Genomic DNA, 22149 nt, shown 5'->3' on the forward strand with positions numbered 1-22149 from the left:
AGGGCACCGCGGCAGGGGAAAGGAGGGGCCCGGAGACACCGGACGGCCCGGGAGAGGAGAGAGCCCCCTGTCGGATTCGAACCGACGACCTTCGCTTTACAAGAGCGGCGCTCTGACCAGCTGAGCTAAGGAGGCATGCACCTGCGTGCCCGTGCAGTGTACCCACCGCCCGGCGCGACCCCGTCGAAAATTTCCGCGAAGTTCACAGGGGTCCAAGTACTGACAGACCAGGTGAACGACAGGTACCGTCCGAGTTCGGTCCACTCGCTTGGACTACACCACCACCTTCCTACAACGGATCGTCCGGCACGTTCCTGCCGGTAGAAGGGGGCCCATCACCATGGCCACTGTTACGTTCGACAAGGCGACCCGCATCTACCCGGGTTCCACCAAGCCCGCCGTCGACGGTCTCGACATCGCGATCGAGGACGGCGAGTTCCTCGTCCTCGTCGGCCCGTCCGGCTGTGGCAAGTCCACCTCGCTCCGCATGCTCGCGGGGCTCGAGGACGTCAACGGCGGCGCCATCCGCATCGGCGACCGCGACGTCACCCACCTGCCGCCCAAGGACCGGGACATCGCCATGGTGTTCCAGAACTACGCGCTCTACCCGCACATGACGGTCGCCGACAACATGGGCTTCGCGCTCAAGATCGCCGGCGTCAACAAGGCCGAGATCCGCCAGAAGGTCGAGGACGCGGCGAAGATCCTCGACCTCACCGAGTACCTCGGCCGCAAGCCGAAGGCGCTCTCCGGCGGTCAGCGCCAGCGTGTGGCGATGGGCCGCGCCATCGTGCGTGAGCCCCAGGTCTTCCTCATGGACGAGCCGCTGTCGAACCTCGACGCCAAGCTCCGCGTCTCCACCCGTACGCAGATCGCCTCGCTCCAGCGCCGCCTGGGCATCACCACGGTCTACGTCACCCACGACCAGGTCGAGGCCATGACCATGGGCGACCGCGTCGCGGTCCTCAAGGACGGTCTGCTCCAGCAGGTCGACTCCCCGCGCAACATGTACGACCGTCCGGCCAACCTCTTCGTCGCCGGCTTCATCGGCTCCCCCGCCATGAACCTGGTCGAGGTCCCGATCACCGACGGCGGCGTGAAGTTCGGCAACAGCGTCGTCCCGGTCAACCGTGACGCGCTGAAGGCCGCCGCCGACAAGGGCGACCGCACGGTCACCGTCGGCGTCCGCCCCGAGCACTTCGAGGTCGTCGAGCTGGGCGCCTCCGGTCTCTCCAAGGAGAGCGCGGACGGCCCGGCCGGTCTCGCCGTCTCCGTCAACGTCGTCGAGGAGCTCGGTGCCGACGGCTACGTCTACGGCACCGCCGAGGTCAACGGTGAGACGAAGGACCTCGTCGTCCGCGTCAACGGCCGCCAGGTCCCGGAGAAGGGCTCCCAGCTGCACGTCGTGCCGCGCGCGGGCGAGACCCACGTGTTCTCCACCTCCACGGGTGAGCGTCTCACCGACTGAGGCACGAACCGGGTGAATCACCCAGGTTGACGAGAAGGGCCCCGCAGTGCGCTGCGGGGCCCTTCCCGTGTCGACAAATACCCCGGCATACCACCCATTTCGATCTGCGGCCGTCAACCCTCTACCCAAAAAGAGGCACCACTTCATCCCCCGAACCAGTGACTAAATGTCGCCAAATCATTACCGGGCGCTACCCTCACTCGCGTGAAGCACTCCACTAACCAACAGACGCGACGCGGCCGGGGCCCCGCCCACCGGATCGGCCGCTCCCTCGCCCTCGTCCTGCCCGTCGTCCTGGTGCTCTCCGGGACCCTCGCGGTCACCCGGGTCAACTGGTCGGGGAACCCCTCCTCGAACTCCGTGCTCACGGCGTCGGACGCAGCGGTCTCGGACGCCAAGCCCGGCTCGGCCTCCCGCGCCCCGCAGGACCTGCTGCGCGACCGGCTGATGACCGAGCTGGTGCAGAAGAACCCTGGCGTCGCGCTGACCCACCTCCAGGAGGCCGTGAACGGGCGCCCGTCGCTCGCCAAGCACTGCGCCTCCATCGCGCGCGCCCTGGGCCGTGCCGCGGTCCGTGTCTACGGGCCGGCCCGTGCCCAGTCCTACGCCCGCCCGGTCTGCGACACCGCCTTCGCCACCGGCGTGGCAGCGGCCCACCGCTAGCCACCCCCACCCCGGGCCCCACCGCCCCTCGCGGCGGGGCCCGGCCCCACCCCGAACGCCGAGGGGCCGGGCGACCCCCTGGGACGACTTCCAGGGGGTCGTGGCGGTGGGGGCGCTTCGAGGGGTACCCAACACCCCCGAGGCCCCCAGAGGCCACGACCCCCACCGTGCACATGGCCTCACGCCCACGTCGCCTCCAGGCCCGAGGTGGGCTCGCCTGCTCGCGGGCTTACCTGCCTACGGGCCCGGCGGGCCTGGGCCCTTACTGGCCGTGCCGGCCCGGCGGACTCGCGTGCCTGCCGCCCTCACCGGCTCACGAGCCCATCTGGCTCGCGTCTGGCTCGCCTCTGGCTCGCGTGCCGTGCAGGCTCGCTTGCATGTGCGCTCGCGGGCCTTCCTCGCCCACGGCCCGGCGGGCTCGCGCACCGTGCGGGGACCTGCGCGAGGATCGGGGTCTCCGGGCGCACTTCACGGCTTCCGGGGTTCCGGAGACGGCCGGGGACCACCCCACGCCCGTCGGTCGACGACGGACGGCGACGTATGACGTCGGGGGCAGGGGCCGGAGGCCCCAGGCCCCCAGGGGCGCGGGGAACTGCGCGCCCAGCCACCACCCCACCCGCACTCTCCCACCCCCAACCACCCCCCACCCCCTCAGGGCACCCCCACCCCCCCAGCGCACCCCCAGCACCCCAGGGCCCGCCCACACCCGAACCCCCTCACCGCACCCCCCGTACAGTTCGGACCATGACCGATCCGAACGCCGCCACCACCCTCCCCGTACAAGCCGTGATCCTGGCCGGCGGCCAGGGCAGCCGGCTGCGTCCGTACACCGACGACCGGCCCAAGCCGATGGTCGAGATCCCCGGCACGGGAACCCCGATCATCGGCCACCAGCTCGCCTGGCTCGCCGAGGAGGGCGTGACCCACGTCGTGGTCAGCTGCGGCCACCTCGCGGACGTGCTCAAGGAGTGGCTCGACGGGGCCGACCTTCCGGTCGAGGTCACCACGGTCGTCGAGACGGAGCCCCTCGGACGCGGCGGCGGCCTCAAGTACGCGGCCGCCCACCTCCCCCACCCCGACCAGCCCTGGTACGCCACGAACGGGGACATCTGGACCCGGTTCTCGCTGCGCGACATGGCGGACTTCCACACCGAGCGGGCCGCCACCGCGACCCTCGCGCTGGCCCGGCCGCGCATCCCCTGGGGCGCCGTGCAGACGGACGGCTTCGGTCACGTCACCGACTTCATCGAGGCGCCGCCCACGACGTACGAGATCAACGCGGGTGTGTACGTCTTCTCCGCCGAGTTCGCCGCGCTGCTCCCCGAACTCGGGGACCACGAGCGGACCACCTTCCCGCGGCTGGCCCGTGAGCTGAAGCTGGCCGGCTTCCCGCTCCCCCAGGGCTCCTACTGGCGGGCCATCGACACCGCCAAGGACCTGACCGAGGCGGCCAAGGAACTCGCCGCCCTCCGCTGAGCCAAAGCCCCCGGTAACGACCCACGCCCGACGCGCGGATCCCCGCGCCGTTCGGCGCGGGGATCCGGTTGGGTTCGTCGTGCGTGCTGCCGGTGGGCTCAACCCAGGATGCCGCCCACCGGCCCATCTACCCCAACAGGCCGCCCACCAGGCCCGGTTCACCGGAGGTCGAGCCTCCGCCTCCCGAGCCGCCCGGCGTGCTGTCGCCGCCGGTGGTGCCGCCCGTGGTCGGGCCCGCAGTGGTGCTGGGGGCCTGCTCCGCCGGGGTGGTCTGCTGGGGCGGGGCCTGACCCCCGGTGCCCTGGGTCTGGCTGGGCGCGCCGGTCGTACCCGCCGTACCGGCGGTGCCGGTGTCCCGGGTGGCGTCCGGGGTCGCGGCGGCGCCCGCCGTGGGGGCCGCCGTGGTGGCGCCCTGGGTAGGTGTCGTGGACGCCGAGGGAGTGCGCTGGCGCCGCTCGCCGGGCTCCGAGGGAAGCGGCGTGCCGGGCAGTTCGTTGCGCGGGGCCTCGCCGGGGCCGGGGACGACGACCCGGTCCGCGTCCCGGACGGCACCGCCGAGCAGCGAGCCGAGCAGCAGCGTCAGGCCGGTCACGATGGCGGTGATCAGGGCGCCCCGGCGCAGCACGTAGCGGCGCAGGTCCCAGATGTCGGCGCGCGGACCGAGCCTGCGCCAGGCGCTGCCCGCCAGACGGCCGTCCACGGAGTAGACGGGGGCACCGGCGATGATCAGCGGCGACCAGGCGGCGAGGTAGATGATGTCGGGGGCGTCGTAGACCGGGACGCTCTTCCAGCTCACGGTGAGCAGCAGCGCGGCCGACAGCAGCGCGCCCACCACAGCGGCGACCCGCTGCCAGCAGCCCAGGATCGTGAGGACACCCACGATGACCTGGAAGAAGGCGATCACCAGACCGGAGCCGACCGGGTGCTCCAGGGCGAACTGGCGCAGCGGCTCGGCGACTTCCCAGGGGTGCAGGGTGTTGAGCCACTTCACCATCGAGCCGCGCTTGCCGCCGTCGAAGTAGACGGGGTCGCAGAGCTTGCCCATGCCGGCGTAGATGGAGATGAAGCCGAGGAAGATGCGCAGCGGGAGGAGGACCACGCCCAGGTTCATGCGGCGGCCCGGGTAGTAGGCGTGCCGCGCGGGGTCGTCGCCGTGCCGGCGGCCGCGGGGCTCCTCCTCCGGCTCCGCGAACTGCTCCTCGTCGTACCCGAGTTCCTCGTCGTACGCGCTGCCGACCCGGCGCATGTCGGGCAGCAGCCGGGTGCCCTCGCCGTCGGGCGGGGTGCGCTGGGCGCCCACGAGCGGGGTCTCGACGGTCTGCGCGAGATCGTCGTAACCGTCGCCGCCGTAGGACTCGTCGAGGCGCGGGATGACCTGTGTGGCGCCGGCGTCGGCCGGTTCGTCGGCGTGGGTGACGCCGGCGCCCCGCACCGCCTGGAGGAGCCGGTGGGCGCCGGTGTCGTCGGGGGCGGACTTGCCGCTCCAGACGACGGGCCGGCGTCGGGCGGCGGGCGCGGCGCCGACCACGGGCATGCGGGCGGTGTCCTCGGCGGCGCTCAAGTGCCGTGCGATCCGCGGCGATTGGCTGCGCCTCGTCGACGCGCCCAACTGCACGCGGAAACTCGCGTGATTGACGATGATCTGCGCCGGATCGCTCGGCACCTTCACCATGCTCAGCGCGGGAGCGTCGTCGAATCCCGACGAGCGGTCCCCCGTGGGTGTGCGGGGTGTTCTGGTGTCCACACTCATCTAACCGAGTGACGTGTGGTTAGGACACTGCTTTGACCTGCCGGATCTGTCCGGACCGCGTCAAGCTTGCCCTGCACGACCGGATTGCCCCGTACGGGCGACGGTACGGACGCGCGTTCAGCCGCGTCGGCGCGCCGCCTCGTACAGCACGATCCCCGCCGCCACACCGGCGTTGAGCGACTCGGCGCCACCCGGCATCGGGATCCGCACCCGGACGTCGCAGGTCTCCCCGACCAGCCGGGACAGGCCCTTGCCCTCGCTGCCGACGACGATGACGACCGGGCCGCCGAGCGCTTCGAGGTCGCCCAGTTCGGCCTCGCCGTCGGCGGCGAGACCGACGACCGTGATCCCGGCCTTCTTGTACTGCTCCAGGGCGCGCGTGAGGTTGGTGGCGCGGGCGACCGGGGTGCGCGCGGCGGTACCCGCCGACGTCTTCCAGGCGCCGGCCGTCATCCCGGCCGCGCGCCGCTCGGGCACGACGACGCCGTGGCCGCCGAAGGCGGAGACGGAGCGCACGACGGCGCCGAGGTTGCGCGGGTCGGTCACCCCGTCGAGCGCCATGATCAGCGGGTCCTCGCCCGCGTCCGCCGCGGCGTCCGCGAGGTCCTCGGGGTGGGCGTACTCGTACGGCGGGACCTGGAGGACCAGGCCCTGGTGGTTGAGGCCGTTGGTCATCCGGTCCAGCTCGGGACGCGGGGCCTCCATCAGGTTGATGCCGCCGCGCTCGGCCGCGAGCTGGAGCGCCTCGCGCACCCGCTCGTCGTTGTCGATGAACTGCTGGACGTAGAGCGTGGACGCCGGGACGCCCTCGCGCAGCGCCTCGACGACCGGGTTGCGCCCGACGACCAGCTCGGACGTCGACCGGCCGCCGCCGCGCCGCTGCGTCTGCGGACGGCCCTGGGCGCGTCGCACCTTCGCGTTGGCGGCGCGCTGCTTGGCGTGCCCCTTGCGCATCTCGGCGGGCGGCGTCGGCCCCTTGCCTTCCAGGCCCCGGCGCCGCTGGCCGCCACTGCCGACCTGCGCGCCCTTCTTGCCGGACATGCGGCGGTTGTTCGCGGCCATGACCTACCCGTCTGTGTGTAGCGGTGGAAAACGTACGTCTATGCAGTGTGCCGCCCGGAGGGCCGGGCGGCACAATCGATCACTGCGTTCAGCGCGCGCCGAGGCTCCAGCGGGGCCCCTGCGGACTGTCCTCGATGGCCAGGCCCGACTGCTTGAGCTGGTCCCGGATGGCGTCCGCGGTCGCCCAGTCCTTGCGGGCCCTGGCGGACTCCCGCTGGTCGAGGACCAGGCGCACGAGGCTGTCGACGACGCCGTGCAGGTCCTCGCCCCGGTCGCTCTCACCCGCCCAGTGCGGGGCCAGCGGGTCCAGGCCGAGGACGCCGAGCATGGCGCGCACCTCGGCGAGGCGGGCCACGGCGGCTTCCTTGTCGTCGGCGGCGAGGGCGGAGTTGCCCTGCCGGACGGTGGTGTGGACGACGGCGAGCGCCTGCGGCACGCCGAGGTCGTCGTCCATCGCCTCGGCGAAGGCGGTCGGCACCTCGCCGGCCGGCTCCACGGCGTGGCCGGCCAGCTCGACGACGCGCTGCACGAAGCCCTCGATCCGCGCGAACGCGGCCTCGGCCTCGCGCAGGGCCTCCTCGCTGTACTCGATCATCGACCGGTAGTGCGGGGTGCCGAGGTAGTAGCGCAGCACGACGGGGCGCCAGTTCTTGACCATCTCGCTGACGAGCACGGAGTTGCCGAGCGACTTGGACATCTTCTCGCCGCTCATGGTGACCCAGGCGTTGTGCACCCAGTACCGGGCGAACTCGTCGCCGAAGGCCTTGGCCTGGGCGATCTCGTTCTCGTGGTGCGGGAAGATCAGGTCCAGGCCGCCGCCGTGGATGTCGAAGGCGGAGCCCAGGTACTTGTGGGCCATCGCCGAGCACTCCAGGTGCCAGCCGGGCCGGCCCCGGCCCCACGGTGTCTCCCAGCTCGGCTCGCCCGGCTTGACCGCCTTCCACATCGCGAAGTCCCGGCTGTCCCGCTTGCCCGTCTCGCCCTCGCCGGAGGGCTGGAGCAGGTTGTCCAGCTCCTGGTTGGACAGGCGCAGATACTCGGGGAAGGACTTCACGTCGAAGTAGACGTTGCCGTCGGCCTCGTAGGCGTGGCCGCGCTCGATCAGGCCGCGCATCATCTCGACCATCTCGGTGACATGACCGGTGGCCCGCGGCTCGTACGTGGGCGGCAGGCAGCCGAGGGCGTCGTAGCCGTCGTTGAAGGCCCGCTCGTTCTCGTACCCGATGGACCACCAGGGGCGGCCCTGGTCGGCGGACTTGGTGATGATCTTGTCGTCGATGTCCGTGACGTTGCGGACGAACGTGACGTCGTAGCCGCGGTACTCGAACCAGCGGCGCATGATGTCGAAGTTCAGCCCGGACCGGATGTGGCCGATGTGCGGGGCCGCCTGCACGGTGGCGCCACAGAGGTAGATCGAGACACAACCCGGCTTGAGCGGGGTGAAGTCACGGATCTGCCGGGCGCTGGTGTCGTACAGGCGAATAGTCACGAGTCCAGGGTAGTAGGCGGAAGCGGGTGCCTCCGACGGTTGTGGACAACACTCAGGCTGTGGTGCGCGCCACCAGTGCGGTCGCCACGGCCATCAGTCCCTCACCCCTGCCGGGGAACCCCAGTCCGTCGGTCGTGGCGCCGGAGACCGAGACCGGCGCCCCGGCCGCCTCCGAGAGGACCTTCTCGGCCTCCTCCCGGCGCTTTCCGATCTTCGGCCGGGGGCCGACCACCTGCACCGCGACGTTGCCGATGACGAAGCCGGCCGCGCGGACGATCCGCGCCGCCTCCGTCAGCAGGACGACCCCGGAGGCGCCCGACCACTCGGGGCGCCCGGTGCCGAAGTGCTTGCCCAGGTCGCCGAGGCCGGCCGCGGAGAAGAGCGCGTTGCAGGCGGCGTGGGCGACGACGTCGGCGTCGGAGTGTCCGGCGAGCCCGGTGCCCTCGCCCTCCCACTTCAGGCCCGCGCACCACAGCTCGCGGCCCTCCTCGAAGGCGTGGATGTCGGTGCCGATGCCCACCCGGGGCAGCAGGGGTGCCTCAGAAGCCATCGTTGAGCCTCCGGCGCGCCAGGACCGCCTCGGCCAGGACCAGGTCCAGCGGGCGGGTCACCTTGAACGCCTCCTCGTGGCCGGGCACCACCACGACGGTCAGGCCGAGCTGTTCGACCATGCCGGCGTCGTCGGTGACCTCCCCGGTGACCGTCTCGTGGGCGCGGACCAGGGTCTCCCGGTCGAAGCCCTGCGGGGTCTGCACGGCGCGCAGCCGGGCCCGCAGCGGAGTGGCGACCACCGGTTCGGGCTCGCCCTCGCCGGCGGGTTCGACCTCCTTGACGGTGTCGGCCAGCGGCAGCGCGGGGACGACCGCGGGGGCGCCCTCGCGCACGGCCTCGATCACGGCGTCGACGGTGTCGACCGGTACGAGCGGCCGGGCGGCGTCGTGGACGAGGACGATGCCGTACTCGGGCGGCAGCGCTTCCAGGCCGAACCGCACCGACTCCTGGCGGGAGTCCCCGCCGGGGACCACCAGGAAGTCGGTCCGCTCGGGCAGGGCGTGCGATTCGAGCAGGGACTTCACCTCGGCGGCGTCCTCGGGCGGGGCCACGACGACGACCAGGGAGACGGCGCGGGACGCGGCCATCGCGCGTACCGCGTGGATGAGCATCGGGGTGCCGCCCAGCGCGCGCAGGGCCTTGGGGGCGCCGGGTCCGAGGCGGACACCGCGGCCGGCGGCCGGAATCACCGCGGCCGTGCGGGTGCTCGTACCGGCCTGCGCGGGCGAGGGGCGCGATTCGTCAGACATCGGTTCCTGTCAGGTTTGTGTTCCGGCCTGGCGTGGGTATGGCCTGGGAAGTGCCGGGCGCGACGCCTTGACCGGACCCTTCCGTGACACCGGTCGAGCCAGCTGCCCGGGCCCGGCACGATCATTATCGGGGGCAGTCGTTCTCGACGACTTTCCGAGGTCGCACCGGGAAGATGTCCCGGGGGGCACAGGATGTCCCGTGCGCAGGACGTCCCTGGGTGCGGCGGGAAGCCCGGGAAGCCTGGGTGCGCAGCGGGAAGACGGACGGCGTACGGCGAAGAGGTCCGGCGTGGGACGCCACGCGGAAGCGAACATGCCGCAGCGCCCGGCGACAGCAATGCGTCATCGGGCACCGCGGCACTTCTTTGCGGCACTTCTCTCAACTGCGCAGCAATGGGCTGAGCCTGCCGTGAGCGGGCGTCAGGACGCGAGGACCTCGTCGAGCAGGGCCTCCGCCTTGTCCTCGTTCGTGTTCTCCGCGAGGGCCAGCTCGCTCACCAGGATCTGCCGGGCCTTGGCGAGCATGCGCTTCTCACCTGCGGAGAGTCCTCGCTCGCGCTCACGACGCCACAGGTCACGCACGACTTCCGCGACCTTGATGACATCGCCGGAGGCGAGCTTCTCCAGATTTGCCTTGTAACGACGGGACCAGTTCGTGGGCTCCTCGGCGTACGGCGCGCGCAGCACCTCGAAGACCCGGTCCAGCCCGTCCTGACCGACCACATCACGCACGCCGACGAACTCCGCATTGTCCGCTGGCACACGTACCGTCAGGTCACCCTGGGCGACCTTCAGCACCAAGTAGGTCTTGTCCACGCCTTTGATCTGGCGAGTTTCGATAGCCTCGATCAGCGCGGCCCCGTGATGGGGATAGACCACGGTGTCGCCAACCTTGAACGTCATGTGACAGGTACCCCTTCCGTGGCTATCCAGGGTAACACGGAAACGGCGGGTTCTGAATGGCGTTTTCGCAGGTCAGGGCATATCTCGGGGCTTGACAACAGCAACAGGAACGTGCTGCGCGAGCCGACCGGAGGGAGGTATTCGCAGGTCGGAGCGGCTGTTCAGGGGAGGAGAAACGCGCACGTTACACACATCCGGAGCCCCCGCCAAGCGGACTAACATCCCGATATGTCCGCTTCCGCATGTGCGACTTCCGCTACTCCGTTCGGTGACCTTCGGCCGGCTCCCGGGCGATTCCGGAATTGATCACCGGGGCGGCCGACGCACAGTCGTTGATCCATTTCCGGAGGTCCGCGCATTCCTTCACGGAAATTTCGCGCACCGGTGTCCCGGGTATGCGCACGGGACTTATGCGAATGGGGGACGCGCCCGGCTTCAAAGTGACCCGCGGGTCACTTGTGGTCGACGGGACGGGTGATGCGGACGGCTCATGTCGGACTCAGGGGAGGGTCGGGTGCGGCCGCGCGGGAACGGCTCGGTAACCTAAGGCCGCTGACAGATACTTAGGGCGGCTTTATGCGCCCGCCCCGTTCGAGTCAAGGAGTTGCCGCCGCCGTGAGCAGCAGCCTTCGACGCGGCGCACTCGCTGCCGCCGCGATCACGTTCTCGATTCTCCCGCTCGCCGCGTGCGGCGCAGGCAACAACGCACAGACCCTGGAGGTCAAGCCGGACAACGCGGCCACCACGGTCGGCGACATCATGATCCAGAACGCCGTCGTCGTCACCCAGCCCGACGCGGAGGCGAGCGGCCCGGCCGCCGTCGCCGCGACGCTGTTCAACAACGGCACCAGCGCCCAGAAGCTGGAGTCGATCATCGTCGACGGCGCCGACGGCCCGGTGACGCTGAAGGCCGCCAAGGGGGGCAGCCTGACCGTCCCGGCCGGCGGTTCGCTGGTCATCGGCGGCGCGGACAACGCGTCAGCGGTGCTGGAGGCCACCCCGGAGACCGTCCAGGACGGCGCCGCCCAGAAGGTGACCTTCGCCTTCAGCGAGACCGGTGACGTGAGCCTGCGCGCCTTCGTGGTCCCCGCCGAGAGCTACTTCACCGCCTGGGGCCCGACCAAGGTGCCGGCCGCCCCCAGCGAGGACACCGCCACCCCGAGCACCGAGCCGACGGACGGGGCCACCTCGACCGAGGAGCCGACCGGGGACGCGTCCAGCACCCCCGACGACTCGACCACCCCGACCGACGCCACCTCGGCCTCGGCCACGGAGCAGGCGGCCGCCGGCCACTGAGCCGCACGCACGCCGAAGGGCGGGCCCCTCCTCCGATCCACCGGAGGAGGGGCCCGCCCTTCGCGCAAGCGCTGTTTACGGCTCGAACTTGTAGCCCAGACCGCGCACCGTCACCAGGTAGCGCGGCGCGCCCGGGTCCGGCTCGATCTTGGCGCGCAGCCGCTTGACGTGGACGTCGAGGGTCTTGGTGTCCCCGACGTAGTCGGCGCCCCAGACCCGGTCGATGAGCTGCATCCGGGTCAGCACCCGGCCCGCGTTGCGCAGGAGCATCTCCAGGAGGTCGAACTCCTTGAGCGGCAGGTCGACCTTCGAGCCGGAGACCGTGACCACGTGACGGTCGACGTCCATCCGGACCGGACCCGCCTCCAGAGCGGCCGGGGTGACCTCCTCGGGCTCGCCGCGGCGGCGCAGGACGGCCCGGATACGGGCGACCAGCTCGCGCGAGGAGAAGGGCTTGGTGACATAGTCGTCGGCTCCTATTTCCAGGCCGACGACCTTGTCGATCTCGCTGTCCTTGGCGGTCACCATGATGACGGGGACGTTGGAGCGGCCGCGCAGCTGGCGGCAGACCTCGGTGCCCGGCAGGCCGGGCAGCATCAGGTCGAGGAGGACGAGGTCGGCGCCGTTGCGCTCGAACTCGTCGAGTCCGTCGGGCCCGGTGGTCGCGACCGCGACCTCGAAGCCCTCCTTGCGGAGCATGTACGACAGGGCGTCTGAGAAGGATTCCTCGTCCTCGACGACGAGCACTCGGGTCACGGAAGGACCTCCGGGGCGGAAAGCGTTTCGTACGCGGCTGAGTCGGGGGGTGTGTCGTGGGACGGGTCGGCGGGGCGCCCTTCCTCGTCGTCGAGGACGGGATGCTGCTGAGCTCGGTCGCGGGCCGCGCCCGCCTCCGGCAGTCTCAGGGTGAACGTGGAGCCCTGTCCCTCGGAACTCCACACCGTGACCTCCCCGCCGTGCGAGGCGGCCACGTGCTTGACGATCGCCAGCCCGAGCCCCGTGCCACCGGTGGCGCGGGAGCGGGCCGGGTCGACGCGGTAGAAGCGCTCGAAGATGCGCTCCTTGTCCTTGTCGGAGATGCCGATGCCCTGATCGGTCACGGCGATCTCGATGTGGTCGCCGCCCTGTGCGGGCAACCGGCGGGCGGCTATGCCGACGCGGGTGCGGGCGGGCGAGTAGTTGACGGCGTTCTCGACGAGGTTGCCCAGGGCCGCCGCGAGCTGGCCGCGGTTGCCCCAGATGCTCAGGTCGGCGGTGCCGCCGGCGGCCATGGTGATCTGCTTGGTGCCGGCCGCGTGCCGGCAGCGGTCGATGGCCTCGGCCACCAGTTCGTCGACCCGGACCGGCTCGGCGTCCTCCAGCGGGTCGTCGTTCTGGACCCGGGAGAGGTCGATCAGCTCCTGCACCAGGTTGGTGAGCCGGGTCGCCTCGATCTGCATGCGTCCGGCGAACCGCTCCACGGCCTCCGGGTCGTCCGAGGCGTCCATGACGGCCTCGGAGAGCAGGGAGAGGGCGCCCACCGGAGTCTTGAGCTCATGGCTGACGTTGGCCACGAAGTCACGTCGTACGGCTTCTATCCGCCGGGCCTCGGTGAGGTCCTCCACGAGGAGCAGCACCAGGCGGGAGCCGAGGGGGGCGACCCGGGCGGAGACCGCGAGGGCCTCGCCGCGGCCGGTGCCGCGCCGGGGCAGATCCAGCTCGACCTGCCGTATCTCGCCGTCGCGCCGGGTGTCCCGGGCCATCTGGAGCATCGGCTCCACGGAGAGCCGGCCGCCCCGCACCAGACCGAGCGCGTATGCGGCCGAGCTGGCCTTGACGACGGCGTCGGCCTCGTCCAGTACGACCGCGGAGGAGCGCAGCACGGACAGGACCGTGTCCACGCCCGGCGGCAGGACCGGGTCGGTGTGCAGGGAGGTTCGGGTGGGTCGCGCCTGGTCGCGTTCGCTCCAGCGGAACGCCAGCATGGCGATGACACCGGTGAGTACCCCGGCGATCGCTGCCGCTGCGGCGACCGCCGCGTTCACGTCCATGCCTCCAGGTTAGGCACGCCGACGGTCATGGCCACAGCCATCCGAGTGCGACCTCGAACACTCGTCGCCCAGAGTTCACCTGAGAGCTAGCAGTGGTTCATTTGGGGTGGCAGAAACGGACGCGTGCAGGTCAGACGGTATGAGGGTGGGGTGCGATAGCGCCGGTTCAGCAGGACGTGCACACTGGCCCCGGCCCCCGGAACCCCAAGAGACACGTACGAGAGGGAACCCTCATGCGGGACGCGTACCACGAGGAACTTGACTCGATCAGCGACAGCCTGGTGGAGATGGCCCGCCTGGTCGGGTCGGCCGTCGGGCGGGCCACGACGGCCATCCTCGACTCCGACCTGAAGCTGGCCGAGAGCGTGATCGAGGCCGACCAGAAGGTCGACGACCTCCAGCACGACCTGGAGGCGCGCGCGATAGCCCTCCTCGCCCGGCAGCAGCCGGTCGCCACCGATCTGCGGATCGTCGTCACCTCGCTGCGGATGTCCGCCGACCTGGAGCGCTCCGGCGACCTGGCCCAGCACGTGGCCAAGCTGACCCGGCTGCGCTACCCCGAGCGCGCGATCCCCAACGACCTGCACGCCACCATCCTGGAGATGGGGCAGCTCGCGCAGCGGCTGATGGCGAAGGCCGCCGAGGTCATCGTGACCAAGGACATCGACCTCGCGCTCCAGATGGAGACCGACGACGACGAGATGGACCTGCTGCACCGCACGCTCTTCCAGCACCTGATGGACGAGCGCTGGAAGCACGGCATCGAGACGGCCGTCGACGTGACCCTGCTGGGCCGCTACTACGAGCGGTTCGCCGACCACGCGGTGGCCGTCGCCAAGCGTGTGGTGTTCCTGGTGACCGGTGAGCACGCCGACGAGCTCCAGCAGGACCTGCCGCCGGTGACGGGCGTCGAGGGCGCCTGAGAACGCTCGGGGGCGCGTGCGGGAAAACCCCGTGCGCCGTTGATGCGCCCTGGGGTGCGGGCATGAAATGGGGAGCAGGCATCAGCCTGCCTCGACGAGGAGGGACCATGGCCGACTCCCCCGGCACGCCCGGCACCACACCCGACCCCGCGCAGGAGCGCCGGACCGAGCAGCCAGCGGAGATCAGGAACCTGACCCTGATCGCCGCGTGCGGCTGCGGTTCGGGCTGCGGCTGCGGGTGCCAGTCGGGCAACCCGTGCCAGTGCGGTTGATCCGTATCCCCTGTGACGACGGTGAAGGGCCCCGGTGAAGGACGCCGGGGCCCTTCGTCATGCCGTCGGCCGGGCACGGGCGCAGCATGGAGGGGAGAGCCCGGAGCCCGCAGGAACGGAAGGAGCCATGCCATGCCCCAGTTCATGGACGTACACCACCACATGAAGGGCATCACGGCCGACCAGCTGCGCGAGGCGCACAACGCGGACCTCGCGATCGAGAAGGACGAGCAGGTCCACTTCAAGCAGGCGTGGGCGGACCCGGAGTCCGGCGTCGTCTACTGCCTCTCCGAGGCGCCCTCGGCCGAAGCGGTCCAGCGCATCCACGAACGCGCCGGCCACAAGGCGGACGAGGTCCACGCCGTACCGCTGACGGTCTGAGCCCCGTCCCCGCGTCAGTCAGCCGCGCGCGGTTCGCCGTGCCGTCTCGCGGGCCCCGGCGAGGGCTCGGTGCCTGAGGCCGCCGCCGAACAGCTGGATCCCGGCGGCCGCCAGGACGTCCTCGCTACCGACGGTCCGCCGGTCCCCCGCGCGGACGGACCGCTGCGCGGGGGCCTCCTTGAGGAGCGGAGTCGGGGGTGCGGACGGCTCGTCCGGCGTCACGAGGGTGACCGTGCCGAAGCCTCGGGCCCCGCCCTCGCGCACGACCATGGCGGCGTCCCGGGCGAGGTCCGTCAGGAACACGCTGGCGATGCCGTCCAGATCACGGACGAGCGCCGGGACGGCCGTCGCGCCCCGGCTCCGCAGCAGCTTCCTGACCCCGGCCTCGAACCGGTGGGCACCGGCCACGGCACGCGGCTTGCGCGACCCGCGGCCGGCGTCGCGCGCACCACCGGTCAGGCCGCGGAAGGTCGGGCTGTGCTCGTACCACCGGCACCCCACCTCCAGCTCGACGTCCCGGTCGAGCGCCGAGAGCAGGTCCCCGGTGGTCAGCCTGCTCCGGTGCGCCTCCGCCGCCGCTCTCCGCGCGCCGTCGACGATCTCCGCCAGCACGGTCCCGGTCACCGAGGCGGCGGCCCACGCGGCGGCCCGGGAGACCTGCAGCGGGGTCACGTCCCGGAACACGGCCCTGACGAGCGACGGCTTGAACGGCACGACATCCATGACACTCCCCTCAGGTCCCCGACAGCGAAAACGCCCCCGATCCGCGCCGTTCGCGCAGGTCGGGGGCGTGATCGCGAAGGTTACTTCTTCTTGCCCTGGTTCTTGACCGCCTCGATCGCCGCCGCGGCCGCCTCGGGGTCGAGGTAGGTGCCGCCGGGGTTGAGGGGCTTGAAGTTCTCGTCCAGCTCGTAGGCCAGCGGGATGCCCGTCGGGATGTTCAGGCCCGCGATGTCGGCGTCGGAGATGCCGTCGAGGTGCTTGACGAGGGCGCGCAGGCTGTTCCCGTGGGCCGCGACCAGGACCGTGCGGCCGGCCAGCAGGTCGGGGACGATGCCGTCGTACCAGTACGGGAGCATGCGGGCGACGACGTCCTTCAGGCACTCCGTGCGGGGACGGAGCTCCGGCGGGATGGTCGCGTAGCGCGCGTCGCCGGACTGGGAGAACTCGGTGCCGTCCTCCAGCGGGGGCGGCGGGACGTCGTAGGAGCGGCGCCACAGCATGAACTGCTCCTCGCCGAACTCGGCGAGCGTCTGGGCCTTGTCCTTGCCCTGGAGGGCGCCGTAGTGACGCTCGTTCAGGCGCCACGAGCGGTGGACGGGGATCCAGTGGCGGTCCGCGGCCTCCAGCGCCAGCTGGGCCGTGCGGATCGCGCGCTTCTGGAGGGACGTGTGGACCACGTCGGGCAGGAGATCGGCGTCCTTCAGGAGCTCGCCACCGCGGACCGCCTCCTTCTCGCCCTTCTCGTTGAGGTTGACGTCCACCCAGCCGGTGAACAGGTTCTTCGCGTTCCACTCGCTCTCGCCGTGGCGGAGGAGGATCAGCTTGTACGGTGCGTCGGCCATGGGAGGGAGCGTAATCGAACCTTCTGATCGCTTGCGCGTCCGCCCAGGGGGCGGACGGTTGACGGGATCTGTTAATCGAGTGGCTTCCGGGTACCGCGGCTCCGTAAGTTGTGTCCACCATTCACACCACTTACATCTCGGGGGAGTCCCATGTCCGTCGCCGCCCTCAGGCGTGCCGTCCATGAGTCCGTCTCCGGGCTCCCCCGGGACTTCTGGTGGCTGTGGACGAGCACTCTGATCAACCGGCTCGGCGCCTTCGTCGCCACCTTCATGGCCCTGTACCTGACGCTGGACCGCGGCTACTCCGCCTCCTACGCCGGTCTGGTCGCCTCCCTGCACGGGCTGGGCGGTGTGCTCTCCTCGCTCGGCGGCGGGGTGATGGCCGACCGGCTGGGGCGGCGGCCCACGCTGCTGGTCTCGCAGGTCGCGACGGCCTTCTCGGTGGCGGCGCTCGGCTTCGTGCACCACCCGGTCGCCATCGCGGGCGTCGCCTTCCTCGTCGGCATGGCCTCCAACGCCTCCCGGCCGGCCGTGCAGGCGATGATGGCCGACATCGTCCCGCCCGAGGACCGGGTCCGCGCCTTCTCCCTGAACTACTGGGCGATCAACCTCGGTTTCGCGATCTCCTCCATGGCCGCCGGCTTCATCGCCGCGTACAGCTACCGGGCCGGCTTCCTGATCGAGGCCGCGATGACGCTGGCCTGCGCGATCGTCGTCTTCCTGAAGCTGCCCGAGTCCCGGCCCGAGCCGACCGCGACCGCGAAGGCCGAGGGAGCCGCCGTGGGGCTGGGGACCGTGCTGCGGGACGGGCGGTTCATGGGGGTCGTCGGGCTGTCGTTCCTGATCGCGCTGATCTTCCAGCAGGCCTCCATCGGGCTGCCCGTGGCGATGGGCGAGGCCGGGTTCACCCCGGCCGACTACGGCATGGCCATCGCCGTCAACGGCTTCCTGATCGTCGTGCTCCAGATCCCGGTGACCCGGCTGATCGAGCACCGGGATCCCCGGCGGCTGCTGGTGGTCTCCTCGGTGCTCGCCGGGTACGGCTTCGGGCTGACCGCCTTCGCCGGGTCCGTGGGCGTGTTCGCGCTGACCGTCTGCGTGTGGACGCTCGCCGAGATCGTCAACGCCCCGACCCAGACCAGCCTGGTGGTCCGCCTCTCCCCCACCCACGGCCGCGGCCGCTACCAGGGCATGTACACCATGTCCTGGGCCGTCGCCTCGCTCGTCGCCCCCCTGCTGTCGGGCGCCGTCATCGACCGGTACGGCGCCGAGTGGCTGTGGGGCGTGTGCGCGGTGATCGGCACGGTCGCGGGCATCGGGTACGGGCTGCTCATGCGCCGTGTCCCAGCCGTGGAGACGGTCGCCGAGTCCGCCGTCCCGGTCCGCCAGGAGACCGCGGCCGCCTGATCCCGGGGGCCGTTCAGGGGTGCATCCGCGCCCCCTTCACCACCTTGTCCACGGCGTTGCGCGGCCCGTACAGGGCGATCCCCACCAGGTCCAGGTCAGCGGTGGGAACGGCACGCACGGCGGCCCGGTTGTCCCGGTCGTTGCCGGTGGCGAAGAGGTCGGAGGTGAAGACGGCGCGGGGCAGCGCGCGGGACAGCACGCGCGCGTGGGCCGCGGTCAGCGTCTCCTTGGACGCCTCGAAGACCATCACCGGCTGCCGGAACATCGGCAGGTAGGCCACCGCGTCGGCGTCCTCGTAGGGCTCCCCGATCACCTCGGGCACCTGGGTCCCGAGGCCGCTGACCAGGAACGCGGTCACGTTCAGCCGCTGCCAGGGCTCCAGGTCCTCGCGCAGGACCACGGCGATCTTCGTGTCGAATCGAAAGGGCTGCTCGCTCATACTCCGAGACTGCCGAGAGCGGTACGGCCGCGTCTTGTACGTTTTTTGCATGGCCGCGCAGCCCGAGGTGACCGCCTGGCGTCCCGGTGTCCCGGGTGTCGTCGAGGTCTTCCACGCGCACTTCACCGAGTACGCGTACCCGATGCACGTCCACGAGGCGTGGACCCTGCTCATCGTCGACGACGGCGCCGTCCGCTACGACCTCGACCGGCACGAGCACGGCACCCCGCACGACACGGTGAGCCTGCTGCCGCCGCACGTCCCGCACAACGGCTCCCCCGCCACCCCGGGCGGTTTCCGCAAACGGGTGCTCTATCTGGACACCTCGCTGCTGGGCGAGGACCTCGTGGGTTCCGCAGTCGACACGCCCGACCTGCTGGACCCCGTACTGCGGCGGCGGGTGGGGCAGTTGCACGACGCCCTCGACCGGCCCGGCGAGGAACTGGAGGCGGCGAGCAGGCTGGTGTTCGTCGGGGAGCGTCTGAGGGCCCACCTCAGGCCCTCGCAGGTCACCGGGGTGCCGCGGGCCGATCCGGCCCTCGCCCGGAGACTGCGTGAGCTGCTCGACGCACGTGTCGTGGAGGGCGTCCCGCTGGAGGAGGCCGCCGCGCTGCTGCACGCCCATCCCGCCCACCTGGTACGGGCGTTCAGCTCCGCCTACGGCATCGCGCCGCACCAGTACCTCAACTCCCGGCGCGTCGACCGCGCCCGGCGCCTGCTCCTCGACGGCCTGCGCCCCGGCGAGGTCGCCGCGGCGGCCGGCTTCTTCGACCAGTCCCACCTGAACCGGCACTTCCGCCGCCTGGTGGGCGTCACCCCGGGGCGCTACGCCGACGACCGGCGGGTCAGCCGGCGTCCGCGGGCCGGGTCAGGTGCTTGAAGGCGTCCAGGTTCCGGGTCGACTCGCCCCGTTCGACGCGCCACGCGTACTCCTTGCGGATGGCGCTCGCGAAGCCCAGTTCCAGCAGGGTGTTGAAGGCGCCGTCGGCGGCCTCCAGGGTCTGGCCGAGCAGCCGGTCGAGGTCCTCCGGGGTGACCGAGGACAGCGGGAGCTTCGCGGTGACGTAGATGTCGCCGAGGGGGTCGACGGCGTAACTCACGCCGTACAGCTTGAGGTTGCGCTCCAGCAGCCAGCGGTGGACGCCGGGCTCGTTCTCGTCGGGGTGGCGGATGACGAAGGCGTTGAGGGAGAGGGAGTGGCGGCCGAGCCGAAGGGAGACGGTCGTCGACAGCTTGCGGGTGCCGGGCAGCGTGATCACGTAGGTGCCGGGGTCGGGGTTCTCCCAGGAGAGTTCCGCGTCCTGGAGGAAGTCGGTCACCACCTGCTGCGCATCACCCATGCTGGGAGCGTACGCGACGTCGGTGGGCCTGGGTCGCGGCCGTGTAGACGTCCGCCGTGGCGGCGGCCGAGGCGTCCCAGCCGAAGGAGCGGGCGTGCCGGGCGGCGGCGGCGCCCATGCGGGCGGACAGCTCCGGGTGGTCGGCGAAGTCGCCGAGCACGCGCGCGTAGGCGGCGGGCTGGTGGCCGGAGACCAGGAAGCCGGTGTCCCCGTCGCGCACGGCCACCGGCAGTCCGCCGACCGAGGCGGCCAGCACCGGGGTCCCGGCCGCCTGCGCCTCTATGGCGACCAGGCCGAAGGACTCGCTGTAGGAGGGCATGACCAGGACGGAGGCGGCCCGGAACCAGTCGGCGAGCTGCTCCTGGCCGACCGGCGGCCGGAACCGTACGACGTCGGCGATGCCGAGGCGGGCCGCCAGCTTCTGGAGGCCCTCGGGCTTGGCGAGGCCGCTGCCGCTGGGGCCGCCGACCACCGGGACGATGACCCGGGAGCGCAGCTCGGGGCGTTCGTCGAGCAGGACGGCGACCGCGCGCAGCAGCACGTCCGGTGCCTTCAGGGGCTGGATGCGGCCCGCGAAGAGCGGGATCAGCGCGTCCTGGGGCAGCCCGAGGCGGGCGCGGGCGGCGGCCCGGCCGTCGGCGGGCGAGAAGCGTTCGAGGTTGACGCCGGGGTGGACCACGGCGACCTTGGCGGGGTCGGCGCTGTAGTGGCGTACGAGTTCGTCGGCCTCCTCCGCCGTGTTGGCGATGAGCCGGTCGGCGGCGGCGACGATCTGGGTCTCGCCGATGACCCGAGCGGCGGGCTCGGGGGTGTCGCCCGCGGCGAGGTTGGCGTTCTTGACCTTGGCCATGGTGTGCATGGCGTGCACCAGGGGGGTGCCCCAGCGCTGGGCGGCGAGCCAGCCGACGTGGCCGGAGAGCCAGTAGTGCGAGTGGACGAGGTCGTAGTAGCCGGGCCGGTGGCCCGCCCACGCCTGCATCACGCCGTGGGTGAAGGCGCAGAGCTGGGCGGGGAGTTCCTCCTTGGCGAGGCCCTCGTAGGGGCCCGCGTCGACGTGCCGGACGAGGACGCCGGGGGCCATCTCGACGGTGGGCGGGAGGGCGGCCGTGGTGGCGCGGGTGAAGATCTCGACCTCGATGTTGATCGCGGCGAGGCGCTGCGCGAGTTCCACGATGTAGACGTTCATGCCGCCGGCGTCGCCGGTGCCGGGCTGGTGCAGCGGTGAGGTGTGCACGGAGAGCATCGCGACCCGGCGGGGGCGGCGGTGCAGCCGCAGCCGCGAGGGAGCGGCCGCGGAGCGACGCCCGAGCCTGCTGACGTAGTGGCTCACGTGGCGTTCCTCCTCGCTGCGGGCATGCCTGAGGGAGGACGTGCGGGGCCCTCCAGGGGATGCAACACCGGAGGGCGCGGCTCCATTTCCGGGCCGGGCGTCTTTGCCGAATCATTACCGGAACTCGCTCAACCGTTCGACGAAGGGCTGCGTCCGTAGGGGAGGCACCGGGGCGCATACCCTCGTAGGCATGACAGCCCGCGCCACCCCTCGCCCCGTGGGAACGGTGACGCGCGGGACCACCAACCCCAACCGGCTGCGCCGCATGGACCGCTGGATCGCGGCGACGCACGGCGCCGAACTGCGCCGCGCCGGCGGCCGGGCGGTCGCCGTCGACCTCGGCTACGGCGCCGCCCCCTGGACCGCGGTGGAACTGCTCGGACGGCTGCGCACGGTCGCGCCGGACGTGCGCGTGGTCGGCGTCGAGATCGAACCGGCCCGGGTCGCCGCGGCCCGCCCCTACGCGCGCGAGGGCCTCACCTTCCGGCACGGCGGCTTCGAGATCCCCGTCCCGGAGCGGCCGCTGCTGGTCCGGGCCGCCAACGTGCTGCGGCAGTACGACGAGCAGCGGGTGGCCGAGGTGTGGGAGCGGCTGTGCGCACGGCTGGCGCCGGCCGGGGACGGCTCCCGGGGCGGGCTGCTGGTCGAGGGGACCTGCGACGAGATCGGGCGGCGGCACGTGTGGGTCGCGCTGGGGCCCGAGGGGCCGCGCACGGTGACCTTCGCGACCCGGCTCGGCTCGCTGGAGCGGCCCTCGGACCTCGCCGAGCGGCTGCCCAAGGCGCTCATCCACCGCAACGTCCCCGGCGAACCGGTGCACGCCTTCCTGCGCGACTTCGACCGCGCCTGGGCCGCCGCCGCGCCCTACGCCTCCTACGGCGCCCGCCAGCGCTGGATCCGGACGGTCCGCCGACTCGCCGCCGACTGGCCGGTGCTGGACGGCCCGGCGCGCTGGCGGCAGGGGGAAGTGACGCTGGCCTGGGCGGCGTTGGCCCCGGCCGGCTGAGGCGACGCCGACCGGCACCGAGGACCGCGCGGCGAACCGCGCACCGGA

General features: G+C 71.9%; 23 protein-coding genes and 1 tRNA gene. 10 read left to right on the forward strand and 14 right to left on the reverse strand.

The genetic code is table 11. From position 1 onward, the window contains the following. Positions 1–61: 61 nt before the first annotated feature. Positions 62–135, reverse strand: a tRNA-Thr gene (locus AB0E07_RS05235). Positions 136–340: 205 nt separating this feature from the next. Here AB0E07_RS05235 and ugpC point away from each other — a divergent pair. The 3 genes from ugpC to AB0E07_RS05250 all read left to right on the forward strand — a co-directional run bounded on the left by ugpC (position 341) and on the right by AB0E07_RS05250 (position 3607). Then, a complete protein-coding gene (ugpC, locus tag AB0E07_RS05240) occupies positions 341–1468 on the forward strand; it encodes a sn-glycerol-3-phosphate ABC transporter ATP-binding protein UgpC (protein WP_362246599.1) in 1128 nt (375 codons plus the stop codon). A 204-nt stretch (positions 1469–1672) separates the two neighbouring features. After that, entirely contained in the window at positions 1673–2131 is a 459-nt protein-coding gene (locus tag AB0E07_RS05245) for a hypothetical protein (protein ID WP_362246601.1), read from the forward strand. Between the two features lie 744 nt (positions 2132–2875). Next, on the forward strand, positions 2876–3607 hold the full coding sequence (locus AB0E07_RS05250) for a nucleotidyltransferase family protein (protein WP_362246603.1): 732 nt from the start codon (positions 2876–2878) through the stop codon (positions 3605–3607). A gap of 127 nt (positions 3608–3734) precedes the next feature. Here the strand turns inward: AB0E07_RS05250 and AB0E07_RS05255 are convergent, their stop codons facing one another. From AB0E07_RS05255 to AB0E07_RS05280, 6 genes are all read right to left on the reverse strand, one after another. After that, a complete protein-coding gene (locus AB0E07_RS05255; protein WP_362246605.1) occupies positions 3735–5357 on the reverse strand; it encodes a DoxX family protein in 1623 nt (540 codons plus the stop codon). 117 nt (positions 5358–5474) lie between these two features. Then, positions 5475–6419: a 23S rRNA (guanosine(2251)-2'-O)-methyltransferase RlmB gene (gene rlmB / locus AB0E07_RS05260; RefSeq protein WP_362246607.1), complete on the reverse strand. Its 945-nt coding sequence runs from the start codon at positions 6417–6419 to the stop codon at positions 5475–5477. 88 nt (positions 6420–6507) lie between these two features. Next, the gene (gene cysS, locus AB0E07_RS05265; RefSeq protein ID WP_362246609.1) at positions 6508–7908 is read right to left on the reverse strand and encodes a cysteine--tRNA ligase; all 1401 of its coding nucleotides are present in this window, start codon (positions 7906–7908) and stop codon (positions 6508–6510) included. A 52-nt stretch (positions 7909–7960) separates the two neighbouring features. Continuing rightward, positions 7961–8458: a 2-C-methyl-D-erythritol 2,4-cyclodiphosphate synthase gene (ispF, locus tag AB0E07_RS05270; protein ID WP_362246611.1), complete on the reverse strand. Its 498-nt coding sequence runs from the start codon at positions 8456–8458 to the stop codon at positions 7961–7963. Continuing rightward, a complete protein-coding gene (gene ispD, locus AB0E07_RS05275; RefSeq protein ID WP_362246613.1) occupies positions 8448–9209 on the reverse strand; it encodes a 2-C-methyl-D-erythritol 4-phosphate cytidylyltransferase in 762 nt (253 codons plus the stop codon). The genes ispF and ispD overlap by 11 nt, the downstream gene beginning before the upstream one ends. A gap of 420 nt (positions 9210–9629) precedes the next feature. Next, a complete protein-coding gene (locus AB0E07_RS05280; RefSeq protein ID WP_003953493.1) occupies positions 9630–10112 on the reverse strand; it encodes a CarD family transcriptional regulator in 483 nt (160 codons plus the stop codon). Positions 10113–10727: 615 nt separating this feature from the next. Between AB0E07_RS05280 and AB0E07_RS05285 the strand changes: the two genes are divergently transcribed. Beyond that, positions 10728–11408, forward strand: coding sequence for a DUF461 domain-containing protein (locus tag AB0E07_RS05285; RefSeq protein WP_362246615.1), 681 nt, complete (start codon positions 10728–10730; stop codon positions 11406–11408). A 75-nt stretch (positions 11409–11483) separates the two neighbouring features. On the opposite strand, the gene AB0E07_RS05290 is transcribed toward AB0E07_RS05285, so the two are convergent. Both AB0E07_RS05290 and AB0E07_RS05295 read right to left on the reverse strand, forming a co-directional pair. Continuing rightward, the gene (locus AB0E07_RS05290) at positions 11484–12164 is read right to left on the reverse strand and encodes a response regulator transcription factor (RefSeq protein ID WP_015659563.1); all 681 of its coding nucleotides are present in this window, start codon (positions 12162–12164) and stop codon (positions 11484–11486) included. Further along, the gene (locus AB0E07_RS05295; RefSeq protein ID WP_362246618.1) at positions 12161–13438 is read right to left on the reverse strand and encodes an ATP-binding protein; all 1278 of its coding nucleotides are present in this window, start codon (positions 13436–13438) and stop codon (positions 12161–12163) included. The genes AB0E07_RS05290 and AB0E07_RS05295 overlap by 4 nt, the downstream gene beginning before the upstream one ends. A 233-nt stretch (positions 13439–13671) precedes the next feature. On the opposite strand from AB0E07_RS05295, the gene phoU reads away from it, so the two are divergent. From phoU to AB0E07_RS05310, 3 genes are all read left to right on the forward strand, one after another. Further along, entirely contained in the window at positions 13672–14361 is a 690-nt protein-coding gene (gene phoU, locus AB0E07_RS05300; protein WP_351927197.1) for a phosphate signaling complex protein PhoU, read from the forward strand. 107 nt (positions 14362–14468) lie between these two features. Further along, complete coding sequence (locus AB0E07_RS05305; RefSeq protein ID WP_351927195.1) at positions 14469–14633, forward strand: hypothetical protein; 165 nt, start codon at positions 14469–14471, stop codon at positions 14631–14633. 132 nt (positions 14634–14765) lie between these two features. Further along, positions 14766–15014 carry an SCO4226 family nickel-binding protein gene (locus AB0E07_RS05310; protein ID WP_362246621.1) on the forward strand — a complete coding sequence of 83 codons (249 nt, stop codon included), beginning with the start codon at positions 14766–14768 and terminating at the stop codon, positions 15012–15014. 18 nt (positions 15015–15032) lie between these two features. On the opposite strand, the gene AB0E07_RS05315 is transcribed toward AB0E07_RS05310, so the two are convergent. Next, positions 15033–15737: a hypothetical protein gene (locus tag AB0E07_RS05315; protein ID WP_362246623.1), complete on the reverse strand. Its 705-nt coding sequence runs from the start codon at positions 15735–15737 to the stop codon at positions 15033–15035. Between the two features lie 80 nt (positions 15738–15817). Further along, positions 15818–16579, reverse strand: a complete 762-nt coding sequence (locus tag AB0E07_RS05320; RefSeq protein WP_362246625.1) for a phosphoglyceromutase — start codon at positions 16577–16579, stop codon at positions 15818–15820. 150 nt (positions 16580–16729) lie between these two features. Here AB0E07_RS05320 and AB0E07_RS05325 point away from each other — a divergent pair, with 150 nt between their 5' ends. Next, a complete protein-coding gene (locus AB0E07_RS05325; protein ID WP_362246627.1) occupies positions 16730–17986 on the forward strand; it encodes an MFS transporter in 1257 nt (418 codons plus the stop codon). Between the two features lie 13 nt (positions 17987–17999). Here the strand turns inward: AB0E07_RS05325 and AB0E07_RS05330 are convergent, their stop codons facing one another. Further along, positions 18000–18425 carry a DUF2000 domain-containing protein gene (locus tag AB0E07_RS05330; protein ID WP_362246630.1) on the reverse strand — a complete coding sequence of 142 codons (426 nt, stop codon included), beginning with the start codon at positions 18423–18425 and terminating at the stop codon, positions 18000–18002. Positions 18426–18474: 49 nt separating this feature from the next. On the opposite strand from AB0E07_RS05330, the gene AB0E07_RS05335 reads away from it, so the two are divergent. Next, the gene (locus AB0E07_RS05335; protein WP_362246632.1) at positions 18475–19305 is read left to right on the forward strand and encodes an AraC family transcriptional regulator; all 831 of its coding nucleotides are present in this window, start codon (positions 18475–18477) and stop codon (positions 19303–19305) included. Here AB0E07_RS05335 and AB0E07_RS05340 read toward each other — a convergent pair. Then, entirely contained in the window at positions 19271–19765 is a 495-nt protein-coding gene (locus AB0E07_RS05340) for a YbjN domain-containing protein (protein ID WP_362246634.1), read from the reverse strand. The two genes, AB0E07_RS05335 and AB0E07_RS05340, sit on opposite strands and share 35 nt — an antisense overlap. Continuing rightward, entirely contained in the window at positions 19758–21095 is a 1338-nt protein-coding gene (gene mshA, locus AB0E07_RS05345; protein ID WP_362246636.1) for a D-inositol-3-phosphate glycosyltransferase, read from the reverse strand. The genes AB0E07_RS05340 and mshA overlap by 8 nt, the downstream gene beginning before the upstream one ends. A gap of 190 nt (positions 21096–21285) precedes the next feature. On the opposite strand from mshA, the gene AB0E07_RS05350 reads away from it, so the two are divergent. Continuing rightward, on the forward strand, positions 21286–22101 hold the full coding sequence (locus AB0E07_RS05350; RefSeq protein ID WP_362246638.1) for a class I SAM-dependent methyltransferase: 816 nt from the start codon (positions 21286–21288) through the stop codon (positions 22099–22101). Positions 22102–22149 lie beyond the last annotated feature (48 nt).

This window comes from Streptomyces sp. NPDC048002, from assembly GCF_040653275.1.
Lineage (GTDB): Bacteria > Actinomycetota > Actinomycetes > Streptomycetales > Streptomycetaceae > Streptomyces.

Coding starts and splice junctions, on each gene's coding strand:
- AB0E07_RS05325 (WP_362246627.1), top strand. CDS start 16,730: ATGTCCGTCGCCGCCCTCAGGCGTGCCGTCCATGAGTCCGTCTCCGGG.
- AB0E07_RS05255 (WP_362246605.1), bottom strand. CDS start 5,357: ATGAGTGTGGACACCAGAACACCCCGCACACCCACGGGGGACCGCTCG.
- AB0E07_RS05340 (WP_362246634.1), bottom strand. CDS start 19,765: ATGGGTGATGCGCAGCAGGTGGTGACCGACTTCCTCCAGGACGCGGAA.
- ispF (WP_362246611.1), bottom strand. CDS start 8,458: ATGGCTTCTGAGGCACCCCTGCTGCCCCGGGTGGGCATCGGCACCGAC.
- ispD (WP_362246613.1), bottom strand. CDS start 9,209: ATGTCTGACGAATCGCGCCCCTCGCCCGCGCAGGCCGGTACGAGCACC.
- AB0E07_RS05310 (WP_362246621.1), top strand. CDS start 14,766: ATGCCCCAGTTCATGGACGTACACCACCACATGAAGGGCATCACGGCC.
- AB0E07_RS05295 (WP_362246618.1), bottom strand. CDS start 13,438: ATGGACGTGAACGCGGCGGTCGCCGCAGCGGCAGCGATCGCCGGGGTA.
- AB0E07_RS05330 (WP_362246630.1), bottom strand. CDS start 18,425: ATGAGCGAGCAGCCCTTTCGATTCGACACGAAGATCGCCGTGGTCCTG.
- AB0E07_RS05320 (WP_362246625.1), bottom strand. CDS start 16,579: ATGGCCGACGCACCGTACAAGCTGATCCTCCTCCGCCACGGCGAGAGC.
- AB0E07_RS05250 (WP_362246603.1), top strand. CDS start 2,876: ATGACCGATCCGAACGCCGCCACCACCCTCCCCGTACAAGCCGTGATC.
- AB0E07_RS05350 (WP_362246638.1), top strand. CDS start 21,286: ATGACAGCCCGCGCCACCCCTCGCCCCGTGGGAACGGTGACGCGCGGG.
- AB0E07_RS05305 (WP_351927195.1), top strand. CDS start 14,469: ATGGCCGACTCCCCCGGCACGCCCGGCACCACACCCGACCCCGCGCAG.
- AB0E07_RS05280 (WP_003953493.1), bottom strand. CDS start 10,112: ATGACGTTCAAGGTTGGCGACACCGTGGTCTATCCCCATCACGGGGCC.
- phoU (WP_351927197.1), top strand. CDS start 13,672: ATGCGGGACGCGTACCACGAGGAACTTGACTCGATCAGCGACAGCCTG.
- AB0E07_RS05315 (WP_362246623.1), bottom strand. CDS start 15,737: ATGGATGTCGTGCCGTTCAAGCCGTCGCTCGTCAGGGCCGTGTTCCGG.
- AB0E07_RS05335 (WP_362246632.1), top strand. CDS start 18,475: ATGGCCGCGCAGCCCGAGGTGACCGCCTGGCGTCCCGGTGTCCCGGGT.
- rlmB (WP_362246607.1), bottom strand. CDS start 6,419: ATGGCCGCGAACAACCGCCGCATGTCCGGCAAGAAGGGCGCGCAGGTC.
- ugpC (WP_362246599.1), top strand. CDS start 341: ATGGCCACTGTTACGTTCGACAAGGCGACCCGCATCTACCCGGGTTCC.